Raw genomic sequence first — 16967 nt, forward strand, 5'->3', positions numbered from 1 at the left:
GGTGATGAGATGAAGACACTGCCGATCGACTCGATCATGCCCAGCTTGCTGGAGACATTTCGCTCTCATGCCAGCGCGGTGCTGATCGCTTCACCCGGTGCAGGGAAAACCACGCGTGTGCCGCTGGCGTTTCTCGACGAGCCCTGGCTCGCAGGACGCCGGATTTTGATGCTGGAGCCTCGCCGGCTTGCCGCCCGCATGGCTGCCCGGTACATGGCAGCTTCCCGGGGAGAACGAGTGGGGGAGACAGTGGGGTATCGGGTCAGGATGGATAGCCGCGTAGGCCCGAAAACGCGGATCGAAGTCATTACCGAAGGGATACTGACACGCATGCTGCAGTCTGATCCGGCCTTGGAAGACGTGGGGATGGTCATTTTTGACGAGTATCATGAACGAAGTCTTCAGGCCGATCTGGGCCTAGCCCTTTGCCTTCAGTCCCGTGAGTTGCTGCGGGATGACCTGCGGATATTGGTCATGTCCGCAACGCTGGAGGCAGAGCCTGTGTCCGCCTTGCTGGACGGTGCTCCGATCCTGAGGAGCGAGGGGCGTTCTTTTCCTGTGGAAACCCATTATTTGGATACCCGCTGGGAAGGGCCGCTCGAACAAAAAGTGGTTCATACCATCCAGCATGCGCTAAAGCAGGAAGAAGGGGATATCCTGACGTTCCTGCCGGGAGCAGGAGAGATTCGCAGAGTGGAAGCCAGGCTGAAAGAGCTGGAGCTGGGCGGACAGGAGAACGCAGGCAAGCGTATTCGAATAGAACCGTTGTACGGAAATATGCCCTCGGCGGCACAGGATCGGGCGATTGCGCCGTGCCCGCCTGGTGAGCGGAAAATCGTGCTGGCTACGTCGATTGCGGAGACCAGTCTGACGGTGGAAGGTGTCAGGACGGTCATCGACAGCGGACTGATGCGAGTCCCGCGCTTTTCGCCGCGCACCGGACTGACCAAACTCGAGACCGTACGGGTGGCGAGGGCGTCGGCGGATCAGCGTCGGGGACGTGCGGGCAGGCTTGGACCGGGCACCTGTTACCGCTTGTGGACAAAGGAAGAGGAACGGCAATTGGAAGCGGCACGGACGCCGGAAATCAAGGAGGCGGATCTGACGGCGCTTGCGCTGGAATTGGCAGTCTGGGGCGTAGCCGATCCGTCTGAGCTCTCGTGGCTGGATATTCCTCCCGCTGCGGCATTCAGGCAGGCCCGCCAGCTTCTTGCCAGATTGGGGGCACTCGATGAGTCGGGGGCGGTGACCCCGCACGGCAAAAGAATGGCGGAAACGGGATTGCCTCCAAGACTGGCCCATATGATCCTCGTCGCAATCCCGCTTGGTCTGGGCGGGCTGGCTTGCGAGCTGGCCGCTTTGCTCGGCGAGCGGGATGTGCTTCGTGGCTTGCGGGCAGGCGAGGATGTCGATATCCGGACACGGGTTGAAGCGCTGCGTTTTGTTCAGGATGCAGGGTCAGATCAGGTGGAGGAATATGCGGGAATATCTCTCAATCGTTCACTCTGCCGAAGCGTATGGGCCGAAGCGGAGCATTGGAAACATTCGTTTGGCATACAGCAGGAGGCTTCAGACACGGCAGCGTGCGGACTGCTGCTTGCGTATGCCTTTCCGGACCGGATCGCCCAGCGCAGGGAAAATGGCCGTTTTCTGCTGCAAAACGGGAGAGGTGCGGTTTTTACGAAAATACAGTCTCTCGCGAACGCCCCTTATCTGGTGGCAGCCGAATTGGATGACCAGGGAAGTGAAAGCACGATTTACTTGGCAGCGCCGATTGACGCGGAGCAGCTGGAAAAGTATTTTGCTGACCAGATGGAAAGCGAGGCCCTCGTCTATTGGGAGGCAGGCCAGCAAAGCGTGAGGGCGCGAGTCCGCAAGCGCCTGGGAGCCATTGTGATTCAGGAAGCCCCTTTGCTAGAGCCCGACCCGGAAGATATATTGTATGCGCTTCTCTCCGGTATCTCATCGGAAGGATTGGAGCTGTTGCCCTGGACGAAACAAGCCCGGCAGTTGCAGCAGCGTCTGCAATTCATGCACCGGCAGGAACAGGGGCAAAGTCAAGGGCAAGGAAAGTGGCCGGATGTATCGGACGAGGCGCTAAGGGAAACGCTTTCCGACTGGCTTGGCCCCCATTTGCACGGGATGAAAAAAGGTGCGGATCTGCAGCGCCTCTCCCTCGCAGATATCCTGCTTGGAATGATCTCGTGGGAGCAGAGAAGAGAGCTCGACAAAGAAGCGCCTACGCATATCGGCGTGCCCAGCGGCTCACGGATTCCGGTTGATTACAGCGACCCGGATGCGCCGGTCCTCTCTGTCCGGCTGCAGGAAATGTTCGGGTTGATGCAAACCCCTCGCATCTGTTACGGGCGTGTTCCGCTGACGCTGCACCTCCTGTCTCCGGCACATCGGCCGGTCCAGGTGACCAGAGACTTGGCAAGCTTTTGGCAGAATGCCTATTTTGATGTGAAAAAAGATTTAAAAGGGCGCTACCCCAAGCATTACTGGCCGGACGATCCCCTGGAAGCGATGCCGACGAGCAAGGTGCGGCCAAAACCGTCCGCGAAATGAACATTTGCCAGAGGCTGTTCTCCAAGCGTCAACAATTGCTTGGGGAACAGCCTCTTTTATGCGCTGTCTTTCACCCCCTGAAAGGGTATCCAGCAGCCGCCTGAGCGTTATGTAGTCCCGTCCGGCATCGCCAAGACGTTAAAGTACCGATTGAATCTTGGAATGCAGTCGGACAGTCCAACTCACCCGCAAGTGTCCCACCGAACCGCCTGCGTTTTTCTCCTTGTTCATCTTCTCCCCTAAAGCTCGAACCAAGGGTCATTTCAAATAAATCTTTCAGCCAATTTTTGGACATGCTATGTTCATGAGATGAGCACTATCAAGATGAGGTGTTTGACAGGAATGGCAAAAAATATTTCCTTCCATGCGACCTGGAGCGAGGCGTACCGGATGGCCCAATCGCTGCGAAACAGCAAGCTGCGGTATTCGGTCAGACAGACTCCCGGAAAAAGCAATCTGGCTTTCTTCTTTCCCGAGGTGAGTATCAGCCAGTACGTCTACCTCTGCATTTTATTTGGCACTCACCGGTAAGCAAACAAGCATTCAAAAGAGAGGGCTGTCCAGCGTTAACAAGGACTTTATGACGCATGGCACCCTCTATTTTCATCGTACAGACATTAAGCGGAGCATGGCAAAAGCCAGATGCGATGGAAGCTCCCTGCCTGGCAGAAATGCCGGCGACTCACGGAGAGAATGCCGAGAGCCTTTCTTAGCTTAAAAAATATGGTGAATGGCGAATTTTGTTTGCAGCACCGCTATAAAAATAGCATCTCAAGCAGGTAATGGATTACAAATGATTAAGAAAATCAGAGGAAGCGGATTTGGTTCAGCATGCGTGAATACTGTGATTCTGCAAGGTGAATGGCTCCTTTGTTTGCTGAACTTTTTTCCTAACACTTCGCACATTTGCCATTTTCTATCGTAAATTCAAAAGACGACACTTTTCGATATTCAAATTACATAGTACAATCTGTATAAGCGAACTTGGGGAGTTCGTAACTTTGCAGCAGCGGCTCGAAACTGTGCAGGAGAGCCGCTCTATTTTTTTACGCTTTCACTGGATGATCTAGGTGATATTTCCTATAAATTCGCATAGCATAATCAGGAATAAAGAACTATAATGAAGCTATGTTATTCACGTGAATAATTCAGTACTACCCTCAATTGCCTGGCGAAAGCCAGGATTTTTTCGTTTATACAAGGTTGAGATAAAAAAATCTCCCACTGTCTCGGATGCTACTCCGGTAACGGGGAGGCTGTGTCGATTGGAGGCAGCGCGGGAAAAAAGCGTCCGGCGATCAATGCCTCAATCAATTCGTCGGTAGAGAGAGAAATCGTCAGGCCGGGGTCAGGAATATCTACGCGGAACAAGCCTGTCTCATGTATAAAATGGAGCGAGCCAGTCGGCGAAATCGAATAGAGCAAAAGATTCTGGCTGGATTTTCTGGATATTTTGACAAATTCTCTCAAAATTGAATAGAGTTCGCCCCAGACCGGCAGGTAGGGCTTCTTTTTATGCCGGAGCAATATTTCGACAAGCTGCTGCTGCAAGCAAACGAGCAATTCTTGTTGTGGGCTGGCTATTTTCAGGGACATGTAGAGGGCAAACTCCTTTTTTTGAAACTATGGATTAGTGTAAAAGATTGATTGTCAAGTTGCAAGCGTGGAAGAGCAGTCGGCCTGCGAGCGCTTCGATTCCGTGCATGCCTCGCGCTTCTTCGGCTTAGTGCATACTTCTGGCAGCAATGAGTGATGGCATTCAATTGACGGTTTTTTCAGATTCGATTAGGATTAGGAGCGAGTAGAAATCGAGGTGAAAGCATGCACACAAAGAAAAAGATGCTGCTGGTGACGGGAGAGGGAACAGACCATATTCCGGCGCTGCGGCTCGCTTTAGGTTCACCTGACATAGAGCTGACGGGCATCGTCTTTGGCGGGCCCAGTCAAACAGAGGCGATGAATCAGACAAGACAAGTGCTGGAGTCGGCAGGACAGAGCGGCCTGTTGCTGGCGCAAGCGGACCAAGGGGCGGAACTGATTGTCCGGCAGGCAGACCTGCATAGAGGAGAGCTGATCCTGGTCACACTCGGTCCCCTGACAGAATTGGCCAAGGCCCTCCATATGGACAAGGAACTGGCGAAAAAGTTTGCGGCCGTTATTGTAAAGGGAGGCGCAATCCGCGTACCGGGAAATGTCACCCCGATTGCCGAAGCGAACATGCATGCCGATCCGGAGGCAGCCGCGCTCGTCCTGGCTTCCAAGCTGCCGCTCCTCCTCGTTCCGCTCGATGCGACCTATGCGCTACATATGCGGATGGATGGGGGAAACAGTCTGGATGCATGTGCGGCAATGATGGCAGCGATCCATCCGGAAATAGCAGAGAGGCAGACACTGAAGATCTCCGTCGACTGCCAGAGCACGCTTTCCCGCGGCGCCCTGATAGCAGATCTCCGGGCGATTCCGCGTGTCGGGATTGACACGGAGGTGTGCCTCGATATTCAGACGGAGCCAGTCGTCAAACGTGCTATGGAAGTCATGGGGACGGGGGACAAGCAATGAAAAAAATAATACTTGATGTAGATACAGGAATCGACGACGCTCTCGCCATTTCCTACGCCGTTCATTCACCGGCGCTGGAGGTTTTGGGAATCACCACGACCTTTGGAAACATTACGGTGGAGGAAGCGACGCGAAATACCGTGCAAATCCTGGAGCTTTTGGGATACAGCCAGATACCGGTCTATGCGGGAGCCAAGCGGCCGCTGTTCCGCGAGCTGAAGGAAAAAGCCAAGCTGTTTCACGGAGAAAACGGCTTGGGTAACATCGAGCTTCCGCCGCCGCAAACGCCTGTACAGAAGCAAGAGGCATCGGCATTCATGATCGAACAGGCGAGGAGACACCCTGGCAAGCTGACGATCGTTACCGTGGGCAGCATGACAAACCTCGCCAAGGCGATCAGGGACGAGCCGGAAATGACTGCGCTGGTGGAGCGGGTCGTCGTGATGGGCGGAGCCGTGACAGTGCCGGGTAATCGGACGCCGGTGGCGGAGGCAAATATTTGTGCGGACCCGGAGGCGGCAGAGCTGGTCTTTCAGTCCGGCATTCCGGTGACGATGGTCGGCCTCGATGTGACGATGCAGACGCTTTTGACCAGGGAGCATCTGGCCTTGTGGCGCGAAAAGGGGACGGATGTTTCCCGCTTGTTTGCCGACATGTGCGAATTTTACATGAATGCCTACGCGCAGGTAGGGAATGTCCGGGGATGCGGGCTTCACGACCCGCTGGCTGTCGGGGTCGTCATTGATCCGACCTTTGTGACTGCCGTTCCGATGCATGTCTCAGTGGATACATCCGGCGGACTGTCGGATGCGCGAACCATTGGCGACAGGCGGAAGCATCCGGCTGCCGCCGCCAATGTCGACGTTTGCCTGGAAGTTGACCATGAGCGGTTCGTCGAACACTTTTTGCAAAATGTTTTCTGATAGAAGATAAGTACACTGCGTGTGAATGCACATGGAAAGGTGAGGCCGATGCTGAAAGAGTTTAAAGAGTTTGCTTTAAAGGGGAACGTCGTTGATCTGGCAGTCGGGGTTGTGATCGGAGCTGCTTTTGGCAAGATCGTAACATCCTTGGTTAACGACATCATCATGCCGGCAGTAGGTTTGCTGCTTGGCAAAGTGGATTTTTCCAACTTGTTCATCAGTTTGGACAGCAGAGACTTTGCGACTCTGAAAGAAGCCAAAGATGCGGGGGTTGCCACGATCAATTACGGCTTGTTTCTCAATACCGTCATCGACTTTCTGATTATCGCGTTCTCCATCTTTATTGTCGTGAAGCAGGTGAATCGTTTCCGCAAAAAGAACGAACCGGAAAAACCGCCTGTGACTACGAAAGAATGCCCGTTCTGCATCTCTTCCATTCCGATCAAGGCGACCCGGTGCCCGCAGTGCACATCGCCTTTGACCGAAATCGAGGCAAAAGCGGCGCAAGGATAACGGTAGAAAAACGATGAGAAAGCAAGACGGGCCAATAGCGCTATCGTCATTGCCGAGCTGGTCTCTCTTTTATCGAGAGGCCGGCTTTCTTTTTTTCAGGCGTGCACGTCTGGCCAAATACTGAGAGCGCAAACGCTTGATCAAACGGTAATACGTCTTGTCAGGCAGCTTCGCAAACAGGCCGCGAGAAGGAAAATCGAAATTCACTTCGATAATGGAGAGCCCGCCTTTTTTGTCTACTGCCCAATCAATCCCTATTTGAGACGAATGCTTGTATTTGTTAAAGTGGGAGCATACATGGTGACTCAATCGGATAAGCTCGCGTGTGACAGTGTTCACCTGCTCGCTTTTTACCGCCTGGGATTGTCGCAGTGCTTTGGGCACCGTGGTGACATAGCCGCCGCCCCGGGCGACATTGGTAATGACACTGTCAGGGCCGGCGACCTTTGCCAGCATGCCGGCGTATTGCCACTTCCCTGCCCCATTGCGCAGCATCATTACCCGGATGTCAAACGGCCGTCCATTTACCTCGGCCAGCGGAATCCCCTTTTGAATAATGTGCTTTCTATTGCCCACGCTCTGATTGACGATTGGTTTCAGTTCCCCCAGTGTCGAGGCGGTGACGGTCTGTCCGCGCTCCTTGACCCATGCATATCCGCTGTCGGTTTTCCATACCTTCATAATGCCTTTTCCCATATGTGTTGAACTCGGTTTGATGTAGACCGTATCGTACTTCTGAAGAAAGGAATCAAGCAGCGCCGGTTGGTACAAAGCCGTAGCAGGCAGATAGCCTCGAATGACCGGATGCCTGTCAAAAAATTTGTGCAGGCTCCACTTTGAAGAAGGAATCAAGCGTATGCCCTCCATTCATAGACAGTTCTCTTGATAGGATATACAGCAAGACCGGAAACTCCACTCTTTTTCTTGAAATATTATTTACTCTATTTCAATTGACCGTGGTAATTTTATTTCATATAATGAAAGCGATAACAGGATTGACTATTCCAAACATTCGTTAGAGAGGCAATTTCGTAAAGATAAGCAGGGTGAGAGTAGGTGAGATCATGAATCAAACTCCCAGGCTGCAAGACTATCGGAGCAGGAAGAAGCATGCGTTGATCGGATTGATGTCAGGGACTTCGCTGGATGGAGTCGATGCGGCGCTCGTGGAGATTCTGACGGACGACCGGGAAGAAATCGAGAGTGTGCGTCTGCAGAAATTTCATTATTTGCCGTATTCCGACGAGCTTCGCGAATGGGTAAAGAGCTTGTGCAGCGTTGATACAGCCCGTCTGGACAAATTGACGGCGGTACACTACGGACTTGCGGAATGGTACGCCCATGCTGTTCGCGAGCTTCTGAAAAAGGCGGATCTTTCCCCGGAGGCGATTGATGCAGTCTGCGTCCATGGGCAAACCGTCTGGCATATCGACAGGCCTGTGCCCTTTCCCGGGCCGGAGGGGATGACAAATGTCCGCGCTTCCCTGCAGATCGGCGAGCTGTCGACCTTGGCAGAGCGTACCGGAATCCCTGTAGTGGGGAATTTTCGGGCGAGGGATCTGGCAGCCGGAGGGGTGGGCGCTCCGCTCGTCCCCTATGCCGATTATGTGCTCTTCCGCCATTCGGAAAAAGGCCGCTTGCTGCAAAATATCGGGGGGATTGCCAATGTGACGGTACTTCCTGCCGGAGCGGCTATTCAGGAAGTGACAGCTTTTGATACCGGTCCGGGGAACATGGTGATCGACGAGATCATCCAGCTCCTGACGGACGGAAAACTTCGCTATGACGAGAGCGGAGCGATGGCGGCAGGCGGAACAGTGTCTTCCGAGCTGCTCTCGGGCTTGTTGTCTGACCCCTATTACCGGCTCGCACCGCCCAAAAGCACCGGGCGGGAAGTGTACGGCAAAGCATTTGCTGCCCGGTTGTGCAGTGATGCAAGGGCGCTCGGCCTCTCCGCAGAGGATATCGCAGCTACCGCAACGGCGCTGACGGCAGCTTCTATCGCGGATGCGTACCGCCATTTTGTGTTTCCCCATGCCCGGGTTCACGAGGTGATCGTGTCTGGAGGAGGAGCGCATAACAAGACGCTGCTTCGCATGCTCCGGGACGAACTGCCCGATGGTATCGCGCTGACGACAGCGCAGGCGTACGGGGTGCCGGACGATGCCAAGGAAGCAATCGCCTTCGCTGTATTGGGACATGAAACCTTGATGGGCCGCCCGAGCAATGTACCGTCGGTAACCGGCGCGAAACGGGCAGTCCCATTAGGCAATATCTGTTTGTATTAACCGAAACTCAGGGGGTAAAAAACGTGAAAAAGAGAGTGTTGGCAAGTTTTTTCCTGTCGCTGTCCCTTATGCTTTCAGCCTGTTCGGGAGGCGGGAGCGCACCTGCAGGCGATTCCAAGCCGAGGTCCGAGGGAGCATCCCAAACTGAAGGAAAATCGGAATTGATCGTCGCGGTCGATCAGGAGCCGGTCGGGTACGATCCGCACAAGGTGCCTGCGGCCTCCAGTGCACGCGTTTACTCATTGGTTTATGACAGCCTGACCAAGCTGGACGCCAATCTCGATCTCGTCCCGGGGCTGGCGGAATCATGGGAAACGGCTCCCGACGGAAAGAGCATTACCTTCCATCTGAGAAAGGGTGTCAAGTTCCACAACGGACAAGAGATGACCGCGGAGGACGTAAAGTACACCTTTGAGCGCATTTTGAATCCGGACACCGGTTCGATCGCCAAATCGTACTTCGCCAGTGTCGATACGATCGAGGTGCCGGACCCTGCAACAGTCGTCTTCAAGCTGAAAACCCCTGATGCGGCTTTCCTGACCAATGCGTCCGCGTCCTCGGCTTCCATCGTTCCGAAGGGATCGACTGATCTGACGAAGGAAGCCAATGGCACCGGACCGTTCATCCTGGAAAAAAGCGAGCCTGGACAGTATGTCCTGCTGAAGAAAAACCCGGACTACTTTAACAAGGAATTGCCAAAGGTAGACGCGATCAAGTTTCAGATCATGAAGGATGAGGCAGAGCGCATGGCTGCCATTCGCGCCGGCAAAATCGACATCAGCGCTGTATCGGCGGATTCGGCGAAGCTTCTCGAGGGCAAGCCGGGCATCCAGATCAAGAGCTACCAGTCTCTGGAGTACAGCTATCTCGGTATCAACGTGAAGAAAAAGCCTTTTGACGATCCGCGTGTCCGTCAGGCCATCAGTTATGCCGTAGACCGCAATCAAATCGTGCAAACCGTATGGAAGGGCGAGGCATCCGTGACCGGGCCGATCGCACCGGCACTGACCAGCTGGGCGCTTGATCCGTCCAGCTATCCAAGCTACACGCCGAATGTGGAAAAGGCAAAGCGGCTGCTTGCAGAAGCGGGGTATCCAAACGGCTTTGACACGGTCATTGAAACAGCTTCTACTTACCCGGACATGGTTGAGTCGGCGCAAATCATTCAGCAGCACTTAAAAGCGATTGGCATCAACGCGAAAATCAACCAACTGGAGTGGGGCAACTACATCGACACCTGGAAATCCAAAGATATGAACATGATGGTCGGCCGCAATACATCCGGCGTGGACTCCGACCGTTCGATGCGCTACTTCTTCTCGACTACAGGATCGGCGAACGTCTGGAATTACTCCAACCCGAAATACGATGAGCTCGTTCAAAAGGCGCTGGAGACGGTCGATGTGCAAGAACGCAAGAAATTGTATGACGAAGCGCAAAAGCTGCTGGTAGAAGACGCACCAAACCTGTTCCTGGCTTCTCCGAAAAACTTTTACGCGGTCCGCGACAACGTCGATTTTTCGCCGACGGCAGCGGGCGAATCCACCGCGTTGGTGAGAGCATCGGTGAAGAAGTAAGTGAGATAGGGAGGGAGTCGGGGAGACGATCTCCCCGATTTCTTCTTTTGTGGAGGGGTATCTATGGGAAGTTACCTGATCAAACGAATCATTAGCTTGATTCCCATCCTTGTCGGCATTTCGATCCTCGTTTTTACGATCCTCCATCTCGTTCCGGGCGATCCGGCGTCGATCATGCTCGGGACGGAAGCGACCCCGGAGGCAGTCGCCGTCCTGCGAGCGGAGATGGGGCTGGATAAACCGCTCATAAGCCAGTACCTGCACTGGGCCGGCGGACTTTTGCAAGGGGATTTCGGTGTTTCAGTGCACACCGGCGAAGAAATTTTGCCGCAGATTCTCAAGCGGTTCTTGATTACGCTGCAATTGACGATTATGGCGGTTGTGATCGGCTGGACCCTGGCCATTCCGTTCGGCATCCTGTCGGCGATTCGCTCTCACTCCAAAACGGACAAGGTGATTCGCATTTTGACCTTGCTCGGGATTTCGGTTCCCAACTTTGCCATCGGTACGCTTTTGCTGCTCGGCCTGTCGCTGTATTTCAACTGGTTTCCGCCGATCGATGTGGTCCACTTTTGGGATGATCCGGCAGAGGCATTCAAAGTGTTTATCCTCCCGGCGGTTACGATGGGAATCGTCGTCGCTGCCGGCGTGATGCGGATGACCCGTTCCGCCTTTATGGAAACGATGGACAAAGATTTCATCCGCACCGCTCGTGCCAAAGGAAACAGTCAATGGACCGTGGTAATGGGGCATGCGCTGCGAAATTCCTCCATCCCTATCGTTACGATTGCCGGTATGCAGATCGGCTACCTATTGGGCGGGTCGGTCATTGTCGAACAACTGTTTTCCATACCGGGACTGGGGCAGTATGTCCTGGATGGCATTTACCAGCGGGATTATCCTGTCGTACAGGGAGGCGTCCTGTTCGTCGCTTTGGTGTTCGTCTTGGTTAATCTGATCATCGACCTGATTTACACCTGGATTGATCCGCGAATCAAGTATTGACAAGGGGAATGCGACATGCGCACATTTCGAAGACGCTTTTTTGAGAACAAAACAGCAGTCGTCTGTCTGATCGTCCTGCTGCTGCTCGCTCTGGCCGCTGCCTTCGCTCCCGTATTGTCTCCATACGATCCGACGCAGATGTTTCAGGATCATCGCATGGAGGGCAGCTCCGGCGAATTTATTCTCGGCACGGATCAATTCGGCAGAGACATTATGAGCCGGATCATCTACGGAGCCAGAGTCTCGCTGATGGTGGGAATTTCCTCGGTGCTGGTCAGCGTCGCTTTTGGCACGCTGTTTGGATTGATCGCCGGTTACTTTGGCCGCTGGATTGACGGATTGGTGATGCGTGTAATGGACGTGCTGTTTGCTTTTCCGGAAATTTTGCTTGCTTTGGCGATCGTGGCCGCGCTTGGGCCAGGGGCCTTCAATACCATTTTGGCGATCGGAATTGTCAATATTCCGATCTTTACGCGAACGGTCCGGGGAGCAGTCCTATCGATCAAAAATCAGGAGTACGTGGAAAGCGCAAGGGCTATCGGCGCCAGTACGCCGCGCATTTTGTTTCTGGAAATTTTCCCGAATGTAACGGCACCGCTGCTGGTCCAGGCATCCCTCGCTATCTCGGGTGCGATTTTGACAGAATCGGCGCTCAGCTTTCTCGGTCTCGGCATTCAGCCGCCAGACCCTTCGTGGGGCGGAATGATCTCGGAAGCGCGCCGCTATATGGAGCTGGCGCCGGGAATGATCATCTGGCCGTGCGTGGCAATGACGATCACCATCCTTTCCTGCAATATGTTTGGGGACGCTGTGCGCGATATTCTCGACCCGCGCCACCGCGGCAAGTAACGGAGGGACGAAGATGAGTCACGATCAGCTCGAATCTGCCTTGCGAGAGCGTTTGAAACAAAATCTGGAATCGGGCATCAGCCAAGGGATTTTCCCGGGGGGAATAGCCACTCTTGCCAGAGACGGTCTTCCTGCCATAACCGTAGCGGTCGGGAAGACAGAGGGTGCACAGGACGAGCAGGAGCAGGCATTCGGCTCGGTAGAAGAGCCGAACATGACAAGCCCTGCTAGCTCTGCAAGCCCCGCAGATTCATCCAAGCACGGAGACGCGAAAAAAGACGGCATCGAGGTCGATGCCAACACCATGTATGACATGGCTTCGCTGACGAAGGTGATGGTTGCGCTGCCGCTCGTTCTTCTCAGCGTACAGGAAGGCAGGCTGTCGCTGACAGATTCCGTCACCCGCCATCTCCCGGAGCTGGAAGAGGGGACGGATGCAACAGCGAAGCGCAAGATCACGCTGCTGCATCTATTGACCCATACTTCCGGCCTCCCCGCTTGGCGCCCCTTTTTCCTCTATGCCCGCGGCGTCAAGGAGTACCTGCGGCTGATCGCGGCTGAGGCGATGACGGGGACGCCCGGCAAACAGGTCGTCTACAGCGATCTTGGCTTCATGCTGCTTGGCTTTATCCTGGAGCGGGCATGGGATGAGCCGCTAGATCAATTGGCCCAGCGGCTTATCTTTCAACCGAGCGGGATGACCCGTACCTGCTATCTGCCCTTGCAGCATGACGGCCTGGATGTGAGCGCAATCGCACCGACGGAGAACGGCAATGCATATGAGCAGGACATGGCAAGGCAGCAGTTGATCCAGGAGGAAGCGCTCGGACTGCCGTCCGCCCGTGAGCTGTCGGAGCGTCTGGCTTGCTTTGACTGGCGGAGAGGAATCATCCGGGGATCGGTGCATGACTGCAACGCATATCACGGCCTCGACGGCGTCAGCGGCCACGCCGGGCTGTTTTCCACCAGCGCGGATACGGAACGGTACATGCGCATCTGGACTTCAAACGAGTCGCCCGTGCGGATCGATCCCGTCCTGCGAGCCACGGCAGTCCGCTCCCATACGGGTGAGCTTGCACCGATGAGAGCGCTGGGGTGGGAAGCATCCGCGACGGGGGGCACGCTGGAGCAGATGGCTGCAGGCTGCACAGGCGGCGATGTCCTCTCCAGCCAAGCCTTTGGCCACACGGGATTTACCGGAACATCGATCTGGCGTGATCCGGCCAGAGGCGCGACGCTGATCATCCTGACAAACCGGGTCCATCCGACTGTCAGCAGCCTGATCGGTCCGTGGAGGCGCTCTGTCTGCAATCAGCTGTTTTCCCTAATCGGGACGGCAGGCTCATCCTGAGCAAAAGGAGGAAGAACAATGGCTGCCATGCTACACATCGATCAATTACGTACATCCTTTGCCCAATCGGGTAAGAGCCTGACGATCATCGACGGTGTCAGTCTGACTGTCCAAGCCGGAGAAACCGTGGGAATCGTCGGGGAATCCGGCTGCGGAAAAAGCGTCACCAGTCTGTCGATCATGCGCCTTTTGGGCAAAAATGCAGAAATGACCGGAAGCATACGCTTTGAAGGGAAGGAGCTTTTGACGCTGTCAGAAAAGGAAATGCAAAAGATCCGCGGCAACGAGATCGCGATGATCTTCCAGGAGCCGATGACGTCGCTCAATCCGCTCCAGACGATCGGAAAACAGATCGGCGAGCCGCTCCGGCGCCATCTCGGACTCTCCAAGCAAGCAGCAAAGGAGAGAGCGGTCCAGTTGCTCAGGGAAGTCGGGATTCCCCGCGCGGAAGAGATCGTCGGCGAGTACCCGCACCAGTTGTCCGGAGGGATGCGGCAGCGGGTGATGATTGCGATGGCGATGGCTTGCTCGCCCAAGCTGTTGATCGCCGATGAACCGACGACAGCGCTCGATGTAACCATCCAGGCGCAAATCCTTGAGCTGATGAAAAAGGTGAGGGCGGAAAACCATACTTCGATTGTGTTGATTACCCACGACCTGGGCGTCGTAGCCGAGATGTGCCATCGGGTCATCGTCATGTACGCCGGACAAATCGTGGAGGAAGCGGAAGTTACGAAGCTGTTCGAGGAGCCGAAGCACCCCTATACAAAAGGGCTGTTGAATTCCATGCCGAGCGTCAGTGTGGATGCGGAGCGGCTGGAGGCGATTCCGGGCTCGGTGCCGCTGCTGCACGAGATGCCGGCGGGCTGCCGTTTCGCTCCGCGCTGTTCCCACGTGATGGACATTTGCCGGGAACAAAACCCGCAGCTTCTTCCTGTCGAGGGCGGTCAAAAGTGCCGATGCTGGCTGTATCAGGAGGGGGATGAGCGATGACGAAGCCGCTCTTGGAAATCAAATCGCTGACGAAGCATTTTGTCAGCAAAAAAGGCTTTTTCGGACAAGAAAAAGTGGTCCGCGCGGTCGACGGCGTTGACTTGACGATCTATCCCGGCGAGACGGTCAGTATTGTCGGAGAGTCGGGATGCGGCAAATCAACGACCGGACGATGCATACTCCGGCTGATCGAACCGACCGCGGGGGAGGTTTTTTTCGAGGGACGGGATATTTGCAAGCTGAGCCCGGCTGACCTCAGAGGGGTGCGCCGCGATATGCAGCTGGTGTTCCAGGACCCGTTTGCCTCGCTCAACCCGCGCAAGACAGTCGGGCGGATTTTGGAAGACCCGCTGATCGTCCACGGAATCGGAACGGCCCAGGAGCGGCAAAAACGGGTAGAAGAAATCATCGAGATCGTCGGCTTGTCCAAGCAGCATCTCAGCCGCTTCCCGCATGAATTTTCCGGCGGGCAAAGGCAGCGGATCGGGATTGCCCGGGCTTTGATCCTGCGGCCAAAACTGATTGTCGCCGACGAGCCGGTATCCGCTCTCGACGTGTCCATTCAGGCGCAAATCCTCAATCTGATGCAGGATTTGCAAAAGGAATTTCAGTTGACCTATTTGTTTATTTCCCACGATTTGAGCGTTGTTCGGCATATATCGGACCGTGTGGCGGTCATGTATTTGGGCAGAGTGGTGGAAGTGGCTGACAAGGAGTCCTTGTACCGGAATCCTACTCACCCGTATACCCAGGCACTGCTGTCCGCTGTGCCGGTTCCCGATCCGAAAAGGGAGCTGCAGCGCATCATCCTGGAGGGAGACTTGCCCAGTCCGTCCAATCCGCCAGCCGGATGCACGTTTCACCCGCGCTGCCGATCCTGCATGGATGTGTGCAGAAGCGAAATCCCGCTGCTCAGACAAAAGGAAGAAGGGCATTGGGTCTCATGCCATCTGGAGTAAAAGACGCAAATAGGAGAGCAGGGGAGGAGCGAACGGGATGCTGGAGAACTTGAAAGAACTTGTGACAGAAGGAAAAAACGAAAGGACGAGGGACCTGGATCAACTGCCTGTGCGCGAAATTTTGCAGGTGATGAACGACGAGGACAAAAAGGTGCCCTACGCGGTTGAGGACGTCCTCGATCAAGTGGCGGACGCAGTTGAGATCATCGTCGATTCGCTGCAAAACGGGGGACGCCTGTTTTACTTTGGCGCCGGGACGAGCGGCCGTCTGGGCATCCTGGACGCGTCGGAGTGTCCGCCCACATTCGGTACGGACCCCGAGCTGATCCAGGGGGTTATCGCCGGAGGACCTTCGGCGATGATCAGGGCGGTAGAAGGAGCGGAAGACTCCGAGGAGCTCGGCGAGGAAGACATTCACAAATACAACGTGACAGGAAAAGATGTTGTTGTGGGCATAGCCGCCAGCGGCCGTACGCCTTATGTGATCGGAGCGCTCCGGGCAGCACAGACGATCGGAGCGAGGACGATTTCGCTGTCCTGCAATGAGACAGCGCTGATCGATGGCGGAGTCGATGTCTCCATCAATGTTGTTGTCGGGCCGGAGGTCGTAACCGGGTCTACCCGGCTCAAGGCAGGCTCAGCGCAAAAGCTGGTACTGAACATGCTGACGACAGCAACGATGATTCGGCTCGGGAAAGTATACGGCAACCTGATGGTCAACGTCCAGGCGACCAATCAAAAGCTGCGGGAGAGGGTCAAGCGAATCGTGATGGAGGTCACGGGTGTCACATACGAGGAAGCCGGACGGCTGGCCGAGTTGGCCAACGGAGACGCGAAAGCCGCCATTTTGATGAAGCTGACCGGATCGAACAGGGAAGAGGCGCTGCAGCTACTCGAACAGACCAATGGGAGAATTCGCGACGCCATCCGCCTGTACGGATAAGAGATGTAGTAGTCACCGTTGCCGAAAAATGTAACAGGAATGTGCTGTATACAATTGTTTTCGATAGATAGGAACCAAACCGGAGGGGAGACCGCTCCGGTTTTTTGCGTTTTCCAGGAAGAAGTTAGTTCAAAAATATTCAGTAGAGTTTAATCATAATGAAATTATAGAAAATAAATAAGAATACAAAAAACGCGGATTTTGTCAAAGTTATGCTATGATAACCTAGCGAAAAATATATAGATCAACCATGTAATTTTCAGTACCATCCAAAAGATACCAGAAAACAGTGTCGAAAGTGCAAAAAGGAATTTCTTTACATTGAGAAAAAAAACCCGTGTCTGCTACTATAATATTGTTACTTCGACAAATTTCGACAATTCCTTGTCGATTTTGTACTGATATATACACAATTACGAAAGGACAGCGAGGTGTCAGG

At 54.7% G+C, this 16967-nt stretch carries 15 protein-coding genes; 13 read left to right on the top strand and 2 right to left on the bottom strand.

Annotated elements, in window-relative coordinates:
- Positions 1-9 precede the first annotated feature (9 nt).
- Both hrpB and EDM54_RS09190 read left to right on the top strand, forming a co-directional pair.
- Positions 10-2568: an ATP-dependent helicase HrpB gene (hrpB, locus tag EDM54_RS09185; RefSeq protein WP_122958108.1), complete on the top strand. Its 2559-nt coding sequence runs from the start codon at positions 10-12 to the stop codon at positions 2566-2568.
- 342 nt (positions 2569-2910) lie between these two features.
- Positions 2911-3099, top strand: coding sequence for a hypothetical protein (locus tag EDM54_RS09190; protein ID WP_024984421.1), 189 nt, complete (start codon positions 2911-2913; stop codon positions 3097-3099).
- Positions 3100-3804: 705 nt separating this feature from the next.
- Here EDM54_RS09190 and EDM54_RS09195 read toward each other — a convergent pair.
- A complete protein-coding gene (locus EDM54_RS09195) occupies positions 3805-4164 on the bottom strand; it encodes a hypothetical protein (protein WP_003387865.1) in 360 nt (119 codons plus the stop codon).
- Positions 4165-4389: 225 nt separating this feature from the next.
- On the opposite strand from EDM54_RS09195, the gene EDM54_RS09200 reads away from it, so the two are divergent.
- Genes EDM54_RS09200 through mscL form a run of 3 tightly spaced genes read left to right on the top strand, consistent with a single transcriptional unit; the run spans position 4390 to position 6563 of the window.
- Positions 4390-5127: a nucleoside hydrolase gene (locus EDM54_RS09200; RefSeq protein ID WP_122958109.1), complete on the top strand. Its 738-nt coding sequence runs from the start codon at positions 4390-4392 to the stop codon at positions 5125-5127.
- The gene (locus EDM54_RS09205; protein WP_003387863.1) at positions 5124-6050 is read left to right on the top strand and encodes a nucleoside hydrolase; all 927 of its coding nucleotides are present in this window, start codon (positions 5124-5126) and stop codon (positions 6048-6050) included. The genes EDM54_RS09200 and EDM54_RS09205 overlap by 4 nt, the downstream gene beginning before the upstream one ends.
- A gap of 48 nt (positions 6051-6098) precedes the next feature.
- A complete protein-coding gene (gene mscL / locus EDM54_RS09210; RefSeq protein ID WP_003387862.1) occupies positions 6099-6563 on the top strand; it encodes a large conductance mechanosensitive channel protein MscL in 465 nt (154 codons plus the stop codon).
- A 69-nt stretch (positions 6564-6632) separates the two neighbouring features.
- Here the strand turns inward: mscL and EDM54_RS09215 are convergent, their stop codons facing one another.
- Entirely contained in the window at positions 6633-7415 is a 783-nt protein-coding gene (locus tag EDM54_RS09215) for a YheC/YheD family protein (RefSeq protein WP_122958110.1), read from the bottom strand.
- 212 nt (positions 7416-7627) lie between these two features.
- On the opposite strand from EDM54_RS09215, the gene EDM54_RS09220 reads away from it, so the two are divergent.
- The 8 genes from EDM54_RS09220 to murQ all read left to right on the top strand — a co-directional run bounded on the left by EDM54_RS09220 (position 7628) and on the right by murQ (position 16528).
- Complete coding sequence (locus EDM54_RS09220) at positions 7628-8851, top strand: anhydro-N-acetylmuramic acid kinase (RefSeq protein ID WP_051925446.1); 1224 nt, start codon at positions 7628-7630, stop codon at positions 8849-8851.
- A gap of 23 nt (positions 8852-8874) precedes the next feature.
- Positions 8875-10428, top strand: coding sequence for an ABC transporter substrate-binding protein (locus EDM54_RS09225; RefSeq protein WP_003387859.1), 1554 nt, complete (start codon positions 8875-8877; stop codon positions 10426-10428).
- Between the two features lie 63 nt (positions 10429-10491).
- A complete protein-coding gene (locus tag EDM54_RS09230; RefSeq protein WP_003387857.1) occupies positions 10492-11433 on the top strand; it encodes an ABC transporter permease in 942 nt (313 codons plus the stop codon).
- Between the two features lie 15 nt (positions 11434-11448).
- Positions 11449-12282: an ABC transporter permease gene (locus EDM54_RS09235; RefSeq protein WP_003387856.1), complete on the top strand. Its 834-nt coding sequence runs from the start codon at positions 11449-11451 to the stop codon at positions 12280-12282.
- Between the two features lie 13 nt (positions 12283-12295).
- A complete protein-coding gene (locus tag EDM54_RS09240) occupies positions 12296-13633 on the top strand; it encodes a serine hydrolase domain-containing protein (protein WP_122958111.1) in 1338 nt (445 codons plus the stop codon).
- 18 nt (positions 13634-13651) lie between these two features.
- On the top strand, positions 13652-14626 hold the full coding sequence (locus tag EDM54_RS09245) for an ABC transporter ATP-binding protein (RefSeq protein WP_003387854.1): 975 nt from the start codon (positions 13652-13654) through the stop codon (positions 14624-14626).
- Positions 14623-15585, top strand: coding sequence for an ABC transporter ATP-binding protein (locus tag EDM54_RS09250; RefSeq protein WP_003387853.1), 963 nt, complete (start codon positions 14623-14625; stop codon positions 15583-15585). The genes EDM54_RS09245 and EDM54_RS09250 overlap by 4 nt, the downstream gene beginning before the upstream one ends.
- Positions 15586-15622: 37 nt before the next feature.
- Complete coding sequence (gene murQ, locus EDM54_RS09255; protein WP_003387852.1) at positions 15623-16528, top strand: N-acetylmuramic acid 6-phosphate etherase; 906 nt, start codon at positions 15623-15625, stop codon at positions 16526-16528.
- Positions 16529-16967 lie beyond the last annotated feature (439 nt).

The organism is Brevibacillus borstelensis (genome assembly GCF_003710865.1).
Taxonomy (GTDB): Bacteria; Bacillota; Bacilli; order Brevibacillales; family Brevibacillaceae; genus Brevibacillus; species Brevibacillus borstelensis.

What these genes read in the sequence shown, in the direction of transcription:
- EDM54_RS09240 (WP_122958111.1), top strand. Translation starts at nt 12,296, where the DNA reads ATGAGTCACGATCAGCTCGAATCTGCCTTGCGAGAGCGTTTGAAACAA.
- EDM54_RS09195 (WP_003387865.1), bottom strand. Translation starts at nt 4,164, where the DNA reads ATGTCCCTGAAAATAGCCAGCCCACAACAAGAATTGCTCGTTTGCTTG.
- EDM54_RS09190 (WP_024984421.1), top strand. Translation starts at nt 2,911, where the DNA reads ATGGCAAAAAATATTTCCTTCCATGCGACCTGGAGCGAGGCGTACCGG.
- EDM54_RS09245 (WP_003387854.1), top strand. Translation starts at nt 13,652, where the DNA reads ATGGCTGCCATGCTACACATCGATCAATTACGTACATCCTTTGCCCAA.
- EDM54_RS09250 (WP_003387853.1), top strand. Translation starts at nt 14,623, where the DNA reads ATGACGAAGCCGCTCTTGGAAATCAAATCGCTGACGAAGCATTTTGTC.
- EDM54_RS09205 (WP_003387863.1), top strand. Translation starts at nt 5,124, where the DNA reads ATGAAAAAAATAATACTTGATGTAGATACAGGAATCGACGACGCTCTC.
- EDM54_RS09200 (WP_122958109.1), top strand. Translation starts at nt 4,390, where the DNA reads ATGCACACAAAGAAAAAGATGCTGCTGGTGACGGGAGAGGGAACAGAC.
- mscL (WP_003387862.1), top strand. Translation starts at nt 6,099, where the DNA reads ATGCTGAAAGAGTTTAAAGAGTTTGCTTTAAAGGGGAACGTCGTTGAT.
- EDM54_RS09230 (WP_003387857.1), top strand. Translation starts at nt 10,492, where the DNA reads ATGGGAAGTTACCTGATCAAACGAATCATTAGCTTGATTCCCATCCTT.
- murQ (WP_003387852.1), top strand. Translation starts at nt 15,623, where the DNA reads ATGCTGGAGAACTTGAAAGAACTTGTGACAGAAGGAAAAAACGAAAGG.
- hrpB (WP_122958108.1), top strand. Translation starts at nt 10, where the DNA reads ATGAAGACACTGCCGATCGACTCGATCATGCCCAGCTTGCTGGAGACA.
- EDM54_RS09220 (WP_051925446.1), top strand. Translation starts at nt 7,628, where the DNA reads ATGAATCAAACTCCCAGGCTGCAAGACTATCGGAGCAGGAAGAAGCAT.
- EDM54_RS09235 (WP_003387856.1), top strand. Translation starts at nt 11,449, where the DNA reads ATGCGCACATTTCGAAGACGCTTTTTTGAGAACAAAACAGCAGTCGTC.